This is a genomic window from Dysgonomonas sp. GY617 (assembly GCF_015233815.1).
Taxonomy (GTDB): domain Bacteria; phylum Bacteroidota; class Bacteroidia; order Bacteroidales; family Dysgonomonadaceae; genus Dysgonomonas_A.
Genome location: NZ_JADCLR010000002.1, coordinates 71161 through 84564, shown reverse-complemented (window position 1 = coordinate 84564; position 13404 = coordinate 71161). Strand labels below are relative to the sequence as shown.

Sequence of the window (13404 nt, the reverse complement as noted above, 5' to 3'; positions counted from 1 at the left end):
ATGTTATCAGTATTGGTAACATCCTTTTTCTATTGAATTCGAATGAAGACGAATATCTTATTTGATTATTAACTACATTTGTATTATTAGCTTAATTGATTCTACTAAATGAAAAAAGGAAGTATTCTTGTTGTTGATGATAATAAAAACGTACTAAGTGCACTACGCATTCTGCTGGACAGTTATTTCGAACATGTCTATCTATTATCGTCTCCTAATACACTTATCTCTACATTGAGAGAGAAAAATCCGGATATCGTACTATTAGATATGAACTACTCTGCCGGAATAAATTCAGGAAATGAAGGTTTATACTGGCTATCAGAAGTTAAGAAGATTGATCCAGAACTACCCGTCGTACTTTTCACAGCATATGCAGATATAGAATTAGCCGTAAAAGCATTGAAAGAAGGTGCTTCTGATTTTGTTGTCAAACCATGGGACAATACCAAATTGCTAGCTACACTGCAAGCTGCATTCTCTTTACGTCAATCACGTAAAGAAGTAAAAAAACTACGGGAGAAACAGAATGTCCTAAATTCTGAATTAAATAAAGAGGAAGACTTCTGTTGGGGAGAATCCGAAATAATGCAGAATCTTCTTACCCTCATCAAAAAGGTAGCAAAGACTGATGCCAATGTGCTAATAACCGGCGAAAACGGAACGGGTAAAGAGTTAATCGCAAAAAAGATACATCACCTATCGTTACGTGCCAGTGAAACATTGGTGAGCGTAGATATGGGGGCAGTAACCGAAAGCCTATTCGAAAGTGAATTATTCGGGCATACAAAAGGAGCTTTCACTGATGCTAAAACCGATCGTGCAGGCAAGTTTGAAGCTGCTGACAATGGGTCTCTTTTTTTAGATGAGATAGGCAATTTAAGTTACACTCTGCAGGCTAAGTTACTAACGGCTTTACAATCGAGATATATTATAAGAGTAGGTAGTAATACACCTATTCCCGTAGATATACGTCTTATTTGTGCCACAAACCGAAATTTGTTTAAATCGGTGCAGGAAGGCGAGTTTCGCGAAGACTTACTATATCGTATTGATACCATACAAATTGAAGTTCCCCCACTGCGTGAACGCAAAGAAGATATTGTATTATTAGCTAACTTCTTCCTTGATAAGTTTACCAAAAAATACAACAAAAAAGAATTAAAACTAAGCGATAAGGCAGTTTCAAAACTAGAAGGTTATTCATGGCCGGGGAATGTACGTGAATTACAGCATGCAATTGAAAAAGCGGTCATACTAAGTGATGGAACAGAATTGCAGCCTACCGACTTCTATATGCGCCCCATGGAAACCAAAGCGGCTGTAATAGAAGCGATAACTCTCGAAGAAATGGAAAAAATTCTAATTGAAAAAGCTTTGACCAGATACGATAAAAATATATCTGCTATTGCTACCGAATTGGGTATTACACGCCCTACTTTATATAGCAAGATGAAAAAGTATGGTTTATAAGTCGAAACTTATACGATAACTAAGAAATAATATGTTTAAATCTATCGAGTATAAGCTCATACTTTTTTTAATACTATTGATACTATCAGTAGCAGCAAGTACTTATCTCACAATACAAGGTGAATATGTATATGTTGGCATATTTGTACTATTGGCGATATTTTCCTTAAAGAGCCTCTATAGCCATTATAGAAGATTCAATCAAAATATACTTTTCCTTCTCAATGCTTTAGATAATGGAGATTACTCGTTTCACTTTACGGAAGCAAAAACGTCGAAGAGAGAGAAAGAGCTGAATCAGATGATGAACCGTATCAAGGATATATTGACAAGAGCACGAAAAGAAGTAATAGAGAACGAAAAATTCTTGAGTCTTATTCTTGAAAGCGTTTCTACCGGAATCATAATATTAGATCCTCATAATAATGTAAATGCAACCAATCGTGCCACCAATAAATTATTGGGACTACCTGTATTTACCCACTTAAGTCAATTAAAAGCTATTGACGAATCGTTGCCCGAACTTTTTAAAAATTTAGAAGTAAAAGACAATACTCAAATAAAGATAGCTAATGAACGAGAAGAAATTCAGATTAGTTTAAATGTTTCCAAAATAACATTGAAGAAAGGGGCGATGAAAGTTATTACCCTTAATAATATTGGGAATGAACTTGAAGCTAAAGAAATGGAATCGTGGATACGTTTGATTCGCGTAATGACTCATGAAATAATGAATTCGATAGCACCAATTACTTCTTTAACCGAAACTCTGCTCTTCTCCTACAAAATAAATTCGGATGACTCTTCAAACGATTCTCTTCGAAGAAATACAATTGATGCTCTTGAGACCATTAGTTCTACGGCTAAAGGTTTGATTACCTTTGTAGATTCTTATCGCAAATTTACGGGTGTACCAACCCCTCAATTCCGCCAATTCGATTTGATTCCCTTATTAGAAAAAATAATCCACCTCGAGTCAGCAAACATGGAAGAGAAAGGGATCACAGCCCAGATTACTTATACAAATAAACAGACTATATTAAATGCCGACGAGGGACAAATAACACAGATTCTTGTTAATATAATAAAGAATGCACTAGAGGCCATACCAGCCAATCAAGATGGAAAAATAGAAATAAAGGTAACAGAAGCTGATAATAAAGTATCAATTGATATTGCAAACAATGGCGAACCAATTCCATCCGAAATAGCTGCTCATATATTTATTCCTTTTTTCACTACCAAAGATTATGGTACGGGCATCGGACTTAGTGTATCGCGTTATATTATGCGACTACATGGTGGAAATTTAAAACACCATACTTCAAACGAATGGACTGTTTTCAGCATGGTATTTAATGTGTAACATCAAACAAAATATTTGTATATGATTAAGAAACTAGCTTTAAATATTTGTTTCCTATTAGGTACGTTTTCTATTATTACTGCTCAAAGCACAAATAATAACAATTATGCTCTGAAAGAGAATATCCCCTATATAAGTAGCTCTGAAAAGGATGTTTATAAATTGGAGCGTTGCAAACTCGACATTTATTATCCAACCGATAAGAAGAATTTCCTTACAGTTATCTGGTTTCATGGAGGAGGACTTGAAGGTGGAGAAAAAGGCATTCCTGATGAATTGAAAAATAAAGGTATAGCAGTCGTAGCTGTTAATTACCGCTTAAGTCCCAGAGCCAAGAACCCTGCATATATCGAAGATGCTGCCGAGTCTGTTGCATGGGTTTTCAAAAACATTGCCTCCTTTGGTGGTAACCCCGAAGAGATTTATATTTCGGGACATTCGGCAGGAGGGTATCTAACTCTTATGGTCGGACTCGATAAAAGCTATTTGAATAAGTATAATATAGATGCAAACTGCATAAAAGGATTGATACCCATCAGCGGACAAACAAATACACATTATACAATTAAAAAAGAGCGGGGACTTCCTATCGAAATACCTTATATCGATAATTATGCACCTCTGGCTCATGCACGAAAAGATATTCCACCCACACTTCTTATTACAGGAGACAGGAGACTCGAACTACCTGCACGTTATGAAGAAAATGCACATTTGGATGCAATCCTAAGGGTGTTAGGCAACAAAGAAATCACCCTCTATGAACTGCAAGGGTTTGACCATGGAGCGGTATATGCACCCGGATGCTACCTTATTCTTGATTGGATAAAAAAACACAGCAATAACAATTAATAAAAAAAGGGGGACAAATTCCCTTTTATTAATTACTCTTTACTGATTTCACTGGATTTATCTTTGCTGCTTTCCAGCTTTGGAAACTAACAGCAATAAGAGAGATAAGAGAAACAAAAATACTTGCTCCAATAAACATCCACCAGTGAAGTTCTGTTTTATATGCAAAACTTTCGAGCCACTTATCTATAATAAACCAAGCAGTAGGTATAGCTATACAAATCGAAAGTATAATCCACCTCAATAAACTCACATTAAGCATCACAACAATTTCTTGATTAGTTGCTCCATTTACCTTTCTGATACCAATTTCCTTAGTACGCGTTTTTATCATAAATGTCATAAAAACAATCAACCCTAGAATGGTAATTATCAGGCATAGTACCGAGAAAAATTTTATAACCTTACCTGCATTCAGCTCATTCTTATATACAGCATTATACGTATCACTAAGAAATTTATAATTGATCGGATAATCTGGATTTATTTTACCCCACACTGCATTCAATGTTTGCATAGCCTGAGTTTCTTGTTCAGGTGCAAATCTTATCATAAAGCAATTCATAAACATATTGCGTTGCAGTATTATCATGGGTATAGCATCTTCGTAGACACTCGTATATGTAAAATCCTCCACAACTCCCAATACAACCGCAGATTGAGTAAAATCGAGCGAGCCATGTTCTATCTTTATCTCTTTACCAATAGCTTCTTCCGCAGATGCAAATCCAAATACCTGCAAAGCTTTGCTGTTGAGAATTACATCTTCTTTTATATTCGAAAAGATGTTTTCATCCATTCGCTTAAAAACAAGCTCTTCCTCTTCTTTTAAAGTCAACTTCAAGGGAGGAAATAACGTACCTGCAACTAATTTAATTCCATAAAAAGAAAAGAAATCTTCACCTATAACCAATACAGGTATATATGTTTGTTCTTTCCCGTCAATAGAAACGCCAATCATATCTCTTACCGCCGAACCAGGTAATTGCATGGCTCCCGTTACCGATTCTATTTCGGTATGTTTAAGCAATTCATTCCTCAGTGTAGAATAATTACTGATAACCTCTGTTGGCTGTTCTTCAAGAACCAGAATATTAGTATCCGTACCGCCAACCTGAGTATTTTTTATCAACATAATCTGATTGTTGATACCAATAGTTACTATAATTATAAAAATCACAATACTATATTGTATAACAAGCATATATTTTACATTCGAGAACGAGAAGCGAGCAGCTTTAAGATCTATGCAATCATTGAAAAAATAGGTTGATGAAATATTTGACAGAATAGGTAATAACGAAATAAAAGCTGTCACCAATAAAAACAATAAAGTGAGTATGATTTCCTCTCCAATAGAAATAAAATTAAAGGAGATTGAAAAATAATCAGCTACAAATGCCGAGATCAGTTTCCCCATCAGCCCCCCTATAACAGCTAACCCAAAGACCACCTGAAACTCGTCTTTAGCAACCACCATTGACGAAGCTCCATTAAATCGAAGCAATTGATAGTACCTTTTATTATAAGAGAAGATAACACTGGCATTGAGCCATAAATTAAACATCACAATAATAAAAAGTAGCACATTGGCTCCAATAATAAGATAGACATAAAAGATATTACCATTGGGTTCCATCTCTCTCAAGACATGACTTTTCAGGTGAATATCCGTCATAGGCATAAGACTTATCTTAGCACTGGGTCTCTGAGGATTTTCCTTGAGAAAGACATCTGATATTTTTTTCTCTAATTCTGAATAGTTCTGCCCTTTACCAACTAAGAGATAAGCATAGAAAAAGAGACTATCAAAATCGGTTTCTTGGACAATAATATCAGTATGGAAATGGGTATTATCAGGCATATCCTTAAAAACACCACTTATAGAACAGGTCATATTATTGAACCTACGCCCACTCAATTCGATCTTCTCTCCTACTATATCTGTCTTTCCGAATAGTTGATTTGCCTGTTTTTCACTAATCACAACACTTCCGGGTGATTTAAAGGCTGTTTTGCGATCTCCTTCCAACAATGGAATATCGAGTATTTCAAAAAGGTTCTCACTCGAAAAATAAATATCAGTTACTACTTGCTTTTTTTCATTGAGGGTAAGAATAGCTGTATTTATTTTTGACAACTTCAAACCATCTTCTATTTCGGAAACACTTTGCAATATTTGATTAAAGTTGGTTCCGTAGATACGTCCATCAGCTTGTTGCCCATCGTAGCTCACCGTCATACGAACTATGCGATCTGCTTTCGAATAAAACTTATCGAAGCTAAGCTCTCTCTTTACATAAGTGTATGAAACGAGTATACATGCAAACAAGAGAGCCAAACCCAACAAATTTACAATTCTAAGATTTTTCGTTTTCCAAAAACGCCTCACTACAAATGGAGTATTATACATAATATGTTTTATTTTAAGAGATACTCTTTATTCTCCCTTTATTGAATCAATGGGATTGGCTCTTGCTGCTTTTAAACTTTGCCAACTTATAGACAGAAGTGATAATAACAATACTATCGCACCTGCAGCCACAAATCCCCACCAACTAAGCTTTATTTTGTAAGCAAAATTGTCTAGCCATTGACTCATGGCAAAATAAGCAATGAAGCACCCCAACACAAAAGCAATCAATACTCTTATAAAAGAATCGGCATTAAGCATTCTCAAAATCTCTCCTTCGGTTGCACCACTTACTTTGCGGATAGCAATTTCTTTCTCTTTTTGTTGAATCAGATAGAGTGACATGGCAAAGACACCCATCACCATAATTATAATAGTAAGGATGGTGAATACTAATATTATTTGAGAAGTCTTTTGTTCTTTCTCGTACCATTTCTGTATAGTTTCGTCAACAAATCTGGTTTCAAAAATTTCACCTCTGTTATATTCCAGATATACTTTTTTTATCTTATCTGTCGTCTGCAATAAATTTGCATTATCTCCTATCTTTACAATAATATCATATGGCTTTTGCTTATCGCCAAGTAGCTCAACAGCAATCAAATTATCTATTTGATGAAGAGACCCTGCTCTGAAATCGCTAATAATTCCCAGAACCTGAACATTCTCCCTATATCCTACATTTGCCATATTAGTTGCAGAATCGGTCAATAAATCATATGCTTTTTGATTCAACCAAAATGAGTAATTGGCTGTAGGTGTATTTATTGGCACAACCTTTATTCCGAAAATACTAAAAAACGCAGTATCAGCCGCAAAATACTGGTAGGAAATCTTCTCGCCATCCCTTTCAAATAAATTATGATATATACCATCTATAGGTGTACCTGTGGCATAAGAAACATTTTCCACTCCCTGAATAGTTAACAACGTAGCCTTGAATGCCAACAATTGACTTATGTCTAATTTATTATTCATCACCAATATACGTTCTCTATTAAATCCAGTGTCATAACTTACAAGAAAATCCGATTGTTGCTTAATAAAAAAACTACAGACAAGTAAAGCTATAGCAACAGTATATTGGAAAACAATCAGAAGTTTAGAGTACTTGGATTTCATTTTTTGTGTAAAAGAACCTTTGACAACCTCAATTGGATTGAACCTTGAGATAACAAGTGCCGGAATAAGACCTGCCAGAATAGAAATAAGAAGTATAAAGAGAATAGCAATAATAACCAGTAAAGGAGTAAATTCATTTATTAACCTGAGATTAGTACTCAACAAATTATTAAAGTATGGCTCTACCATAAAAGCCATAAGCAGCGCGAGAATAAATGTAAAAGAGGTCATCAATAATGATTCAAGCAAAAACTGTAAAATCAAATCTTTACGGCTACACCCCAGTAATTTTCTCAGAGCCGCTTCTTTACCTCTGAATCCGGCTTGAGCAATTGTCATGTTTATATAATTCAGCAAGGCTATCACCAATATTAAGATTGTAACCGCTATATATACTGTAATCAGAGTCGGGCTATTTGTCCTCAGGTCATCTAATCCTTTGATTTGCGAAAAATAAACATCTTTCAGAAGTATAAATGATAATTCCTCATAATACGAGGTATCCTCAGAGTGGCCTTTTTTTAAAAGCCTTAAAATATCAGCACTTTTTGATTGTAAATCCGCTCCTTCTTTTTCGAGAAAAAACATTCCATAATTAGACCATGTCCATCTGGTAAAAACACCCTCTCCATAATATTGGGCAAGCGAGCTATAAGTAACAATTATATCTGCTTTTCGGAATATCGTATTATCAGGTATATCTTCTGCAAGCCCGGTTACTATATGTTCTTCATTGTCTATAAAGATTGTTTTACCCACAGGGTTCTGCTCCTTAAATATCTTATTGGCAAACGACTGAGTTAATACTACTGATTTTCGGGCAACAAGCACCTGTGAACGATTGCCTTCGATGAGCTTAAATGAGAATATTTTGAAAAACGTAGAATCGGCAAATAACGTTTTGGCAGCTTGCTTTGGAGTACCCTTATTTCCAATTGCGGTTTTTTTAGAGGTAAAACGTGTGAAGGATTCAACCTCCGGAAAATTGTCTTTGATAAAAGGGGCAACGGGGTTTGCAAAACTTGAATAATCTTCATTGCTAAGCAAAAATATCCTGTCTTTTTTCTCATGGAAGCTATCAACAGATAATTCCTGTCTTACATAGACACTCAATAGTATCACAAATGTAAGCGATACTGAAAAGCCAATAACCGAAACCAAAGTGTACAATTTGTTGCGGGACAAAAATTTCTGATATACTTTTAAATCTGATATCCTCATTTTATATTTGTTTAAATATTCAAGTAAAACAGAGAATCATTGATTCTACATACGAAAAGGCTCTTTACTTACTTTTCATTTTAGAGTCTGCTTAAATTATTAATAAAATGATACATTACTCTCCTTTTATTGAATCAACAGGATTGGCACGTGCTGCTTTTAAACTTTGCCAGCTTACCGAAAGTAGAGATAATATCAGTACTACCAGACCTGCAACAACAAAAACCCACCAGTTCAGTTCTATTTTGTAAGCAAATCCTTCAAGCCATCTACTCATGGCATAATAAGCTATTGGGCAAGCAAAAACAAAAGCAATAAGTACTCTAATAAAAGAATCCATATTTAGCATTCTTAGAATCTCCCCCTCAGTAGCACCATTTACCTTGCGGATACCTATTTCTTTCTCTTTCTGACGAATAAGATAAAGTGACATGGCAAAGACACCCATAACCATTATTACAATAGTAAGTATAGTAAATGCTGATATAATTTGAGAAGTCTTTTTCTCTTTCTCATACGCATTCTGAACAACATCATCTACAAATTGCGACTCGAAAAACTCTCCTCCATTGTATTGAGAATATGTATCTTTTATTTTATCTGCTGTTTTGTATAAATCTGCTCCTTTAGCAATTTTCACTATAATATTCCACGGAAGATGACCATGAGGTAAGTTTTGGATACGCATCAAACCAATTGGCTCTCTTAACGATTTGAAGTTAAAATCATTAACAATTCCTGCAATCTGTTTATACTCGTTATGCCCAAAATTGGCTAGAAACGAAATTGAATCGGGATGTAGTGCATTATAAGCAGTTTGGTTTACCCAATACGTTTCATTAGTAGGCTCTATACCTGTCGGGGATATTTTAATATCGAATATCTTGAAAAATGTAGAATCTACGACTAGTTCTTGAAAACTAAACTGTACCCCATCCACTTCAAAAGAATAATTATTGCTGCCAGTAGCAGGTGTACCGCGAGAATAAGAGACCAATTCAACACCTGATATTGATTGCAACTTATCTTTGAACCCCTCGAGTTGAGCACTATCTAAAACATTATCCATAACAAAAACACCATCACGATTGAAGCCTTGATCATAATTCACAAGAAAATCAGACTGCTGTTTAATAAAGAAGCTACATATAAGTAGAGCTATCGTAACAATATATTGGAATATGATAAGGCCTTTAGAATACTTCGCTTTCACCTTACGAGAGAAAGAGCCTTTCACTATTTCGATAGGGTTGAAACCTGATATAATGAGCGCCGGAATAAGACCTGCGACAATAGAAATAGATAAGACAAAAAGAATAGCTACACCAATAAGTGACGGTGTAAACTGACTCGATAAATGTAGACTCGTATTTAATAAGCCATTAAAAGATGGCTCTAATAGAAATGCCATGAAAAGCCCCAAGATAAAAGTAAAAGAGGTCATTAAGAATGATTCGACTAGCAATTGCAGTATTAAACTCTTACGACTACAGCCCAGAAGTTTCTTCATAGCTGCTTCTTTACCTCTGAATCCTGCCTGCGCAATTGTCAGATTAATATAGTTAAGCAAAGCAATAACTAATATTAGTATAACAATACCCATATATACAGAAATAAGTGTTTTGCTATTAGTCCTGATAGATGAATATGATTGATCTATCTGAAAATAAGCATCCTCCAGAGGTATAAACTTTAGATCATTGGTAAAACCGTCTTTATAATACCAGAATTCTTTCTTGAATAACTCCAATAACATTGATGTTTTAGCAGGCAGATTACTTCCCTCTTTTTCGAGAAAATACATTGTAAAACCAAAATTATCCGATCTATCCAATATCCAATCTCCACCCCAAATCATAGTAATAGACTTATAATTCACAATAAAATCAGCCTTATGTATCTGTGTATTCTGAGGGATATCTTCCATTATACCTGTAATAGTATGTTCCGTATTATTAATAATAAGATGAGCACCTATCGGATTTTTATCCGCAAACATCTTATTTGCAAATGACTTTGTTACTACCACCGATTTTAAGGGAACCAAAACCTGAGAAGGATCGCCCTCTAGAAGCTTGAATGAGAAAATACTGAAAAAGCTCGGATCAGCAAACAATGCATCCGCCTTTATTTTAGCTCCCCCTTTCTCACCTAAGATCACAGGAGTGAAATGTATTCGGGCATATGCTTCTACTTCGGGGCACTTATCTTTAACAAAATCGGCAACAGGATTACCAAATGAAGTAGAGGTATCATGAGCCATTAAAAAGATTCTGTCCTTTTTCTCATGGAAGCTATCCACCGATAATTCCTGCTTTACATATATACCCAGTAATATCACAAACGTAAGTGATACCGAAAAGCCAACCACCGATACCAAGGTGTATAATTTGTTTCGAGACAGAAACTTCTGGTATATTTTTAAATCTGCTATTCTCATTATCTTATATGTTTTAATTTTTGCTAAGAAGAAGGAGAAGTGGTATCTAACTAATAATCACTTTGCACATGAAAAAATGAAAAATAGACTTCTCCTTCACAGAATATTATGGAAACTAAAATTATTCGTCTTTAATAGAATCTACGGGATTAGTTGATGCAGCTTTCCATGTTTGGTAACTTACTGTCAACAATGCAATCAAACCCGATAAAATTCCGGCTAAAAGAAATACCCATATACTCAAATTTACTTTTACGACAAAGCTATTGAGCCAGTTATTTAAGAATAAATAGGATATTGGACAGGCTATAAAAAAAGAGATGATTACCCATATCACAATATCTTTATTTAGTAATAATAAAAGATCGGCAAGTGTTGCCCCATTTATTTTACGAATACCTATTTCTTTTATCCTTCGTTGAATAGAATAGAAAGCCATAGCATACAATCCTGTTATTGTAATTATAAAAGTTATAACCAAAGCATAGCTTAAAACATTACGTGTATTGATTTCCGACAAGTATAGTTTTTCGTATGTTTCATCCAAGAAATGATATTCGAAAGGAACATACGGCACAACTTCTTTCCATTTTTTCTCTATGGTTCTTATCGCTTTTTGTGGATCGCCTACAATTTTGAAAAATATAGGATTGTTCGCGGTGTGTGATGTACTAAGGTACATCTGAGGATCGGGCTCTTGATGAAGCGATTTTACATATGTGTCTCTTATCACCCCCTTCACAATATAGGGCTCACCATCTTTTTCACTAAGTTTTCCCCCAATAGACACTAGACTAAAAGACTTTCCAACCGGATCTTTAAGTCCCAAAACCTCAGCAGCACGCTCATTGATAACACAATAATTTGCACTGGATGAACTTTCGAGAGTTAGCGAATTTTCGCCGGCGACAAACTCCATTCCAAAAAGATCAAAATAGTTAGGTGTAACCTCCGATAAATCCAACAATATTTGCTCTCCCGTTTCAAGATTCTTTCCACCTATTCCATTCCCCATTTTAAATGGCAGATTGTATTGTTTTATTGCGACATCTTTGATTGATGGGTCTTGAATCAATTCTTCACGTAAAGCCTTATAGTCAGCGCCAAAAGTATCCCATCCTTGTACATATATTACGTTTTTATTATCGAATCGTAAATCCTGAGATAGAATATAATCAATCTGCCTAGCCAAAAAGAATACTACTATGAGTAAGCAAATAGATGATGTAAATTGTATGATGATAAGTATTTTCTGAAAGGCTGACATCTTCTTTCCTCGAAACTTACTGGTAAGCGTCTCGATGATTCCGAATCGGGTCATCTGAAGAGCAGGGAAAGAGGCTGCCAATAGTGTTGTTATAACTATCAGGCAAATAATATATAAATACAATTCAGGCGATAAGAAATCGATACTTACCTGAGATCCTGTATAACTATTAAAGACTGGTAAAGTAAATACAGCAAGCAATACACCGCCAACAACTGAAACCAGAACATACACAAGGGTCTCTTTATAGAAATCTGATATCAGAGATATTTTGCTTGCTCCCTGCGATTTTTTAATTCCTATAGCCTTTGCCCGAATAAAGGAAGTTGAGATAAACAGATTCGTGAAATTTATACAAGCAATAATAAGAATAGCAATAGCTGTGGTTAGAAATATAATCAAAAGCTGCTTATCCCCTTTAACTGCACTGTCAAAAGCAGGGTCCGTTTTACTAAAATGGATTTCTTTTAAAGGCTCAAGCTTTACATCATTATGCGCACCGTCTAAAAATGAAGATGCACCCAATTTATTAATTTGAGTAAGTTTCTCCTCAATAGAGCCAAAATCAGCATTAGAAGGTATAACAAAGTAGGTATCATACGAAAAGCTACTATTCCAGCCCAAATCTTTGAATTCACCAAACAAAGGAAATACCATTTCGCCTTGAATATGCGAATTTCGAGGCATATCATACATTATTGCCGAGACTGTAAATTGAGACCCATGAATCTTAATAATTTTACCTATAGGATCTTCTTCTTGAAAATATTTTTTAACTGCAGATTCAGTTAGAATCACATTATCTGGAGCAGAAAAAGACGTTCTTATATCGCCTTTCTTTAGAGGAAAGGTAAAGAATGAGAAGAAATTATGATCGGTAATAAGCACCTTTACACCCCAGCTAACCATATTATTTATAGTTACACCATCGGTTCGTACTACTACCCTACACATTTGCTCTATTTCAGGAATTTCAGCTGCGGCTAATTCTCCCAATGGTTTGAAAGAGGATGCTGCTTTTATAGGTTCTTCATTTAAAACAAAGCTCTGCACAACCCGATACATTTTATCTCCATTGGTATGGAAATTATCGAATGTCAATTCGTTAATAGCCCATAATCCCACAGTAAGAGATACCATGATCCCAAGACTCAAGCCGCAAATATTCAATATGCCGACAGTCTTTTGTTTGCTAAAATTCCTGAGAAATTGCTTCATAATTTTCTTTTTCGCTAAAGATGAAATAGAAT

Annotated in this window: 7 protein-coding genes; 3 read left to right on the top strand and 4 right to left on the bottom strand. The window is 35.0% G+C overall.

What is annotated here, in order from left to right; translation table 11 throughout:
• Positions 1-108 precede the first annotated feature (108 nt).
• Genes IR022_RS04020 through IR022_RS04010 form a run of 3 tightly spaced genes read left to right on the top strand, consistent with a single transcriptional unit; the run spans position 109 to position 3691 of the window.
• Positions 109-1473, top strand: coding sequence for a sigma-54-dependent transcriptional regulator (locus IR022_RS04020; RefSeq protein WP_050709280.1), 1365 nt, complete (start codon positions 109-111; stop codon positions 1471-1473).
• Positions 1474-1504: 31 nt separating this feature from the next.
• Positions 1505-2839, top strand: coding sequence for a sensor histidine kinase (locus IR022_RS04015; protein ID WP_194202705.1), 1335 nt, complete (start codon positions 1505-1507; stop codon positions 2837-2839).
• 21 nt (positions 2840-2860) lie between these two features.
• Complete coding sequence (locus IR022_RS04010) at positions 2861-3691, top strand: alpha/beta hydrolase (RefSeq protein WP_194202704.1); 831 nt, start codon at positions 2861-2863, stop codon at positions 3689-3691.
• Between the two features lie 28 nt (positions 3692-3719).
• On the opposite strand, the gene IR022_RS04005 is transcribed toward IR022_RS04010, so the two are convergent.
• The 4 genes from IR022_RS04005 to IR022_RS03990 all read right to left on the bottom strand — a co-directional run bounded on the left by IR022_RS04005 (position 3720) and on the right by IR022_RS03990 (position 13372).
• A complete protein-coding gene (locus IR022_RS04005) occupies positions 3720-6104 on the bottom strand; it encodes an ABC transporter permease (protein WP_194202703.1) in 2385 nt (794 codons plus the stop codon).
• A gap of 27 nt (positions 6105-6131) precedes the next feature.
• Complete coding sequence (locus IR022_RS04000; RefSeq protein ID WP_194202702.1) at positions 6132-8447, bottom strand: ABC transporter permease; 2316 nt, start codon at positions 8445-8447, stop codon at positions 6132-6134.
• A 115-nt stretch (positions 8448-8562) separates the two neighbouring features.
• Complete coding sequence (locus IR022_RS03995) at positions 8563-10887, bottom strand: ABC transporter permease (RefSeq protein WP_194202701.1); 2325 nt, start codon at positions 10885-10887, stop codon at positions 8563-8565.
• A 121-nt stretch (positions 10888-11008) separates the two neighbouring features.
• A complete protein-coding gene (locus IR022_RS03990) occupies positions 11009-13372 on the bottom strand; it encodes an ABC transporter permease (RefSeq protein WP_194202700.1) in 2364 nt (787 codons plus the stop codon).
• Positions 13373-13404: the final 32 nt, after the last annotated feature.

What these genes read in the sequence shown, in the direction of transcription:
- IR022_RS04020 (WP_050709280.1), top strand. Translation starts at nt 109, where the DNA reads ATGAAAAAAGGAAGTATTCTTGTTGTTGATGATAATAAAAACGTACTA.
- IR022_RS04015 (WP_194202705.1), top strand. Translation starts at nt 1,505, where the DNA reads ATGTTTAAATCTATCGAGTATAAGCTCATACTTTTTTTAATACTATTG.
- IR022_RS04010 (WP_194202704.1), top strand. Translation starts at nt 2,861, where the DNA reads ATGATTAAGAAACTAGCTTTAAATATTTGTTTCCTATTAGGTACGTTT.
- IR022_RS04005 (WP_194202703.1), bottom strand. Translation starts at nt 6,104, where the DNA reads ATGTATAATACTCCATTTGTAGTGAGGCGTTTTTGGAAAACGAAAAAT.
- IR022_RS04000 (WP_194202702.1), bottom strand. Translation starts at nt 8,447, where the DNA reads ATGAGGATATCAGATTTAAAAGTATATCAGAAATTTTTGTCCCGCAAC.
- IR022_RS03995 (WP_194202701.1), bottom strand. Translation starts at nt 10,887, where the DNA reads ATGAGAATAGCAGATTTAAAAATATACCAGAAGTTTCTGTCTCGAAAC.
- IR022_RS03990 (WP_194202700.1), bottom strand. Translation starts at nt 13,372, where the DNA reads ATGAAGCAATTTCTCAGGAATTTTAGCAAACAAAAGACTGTCGGCATA.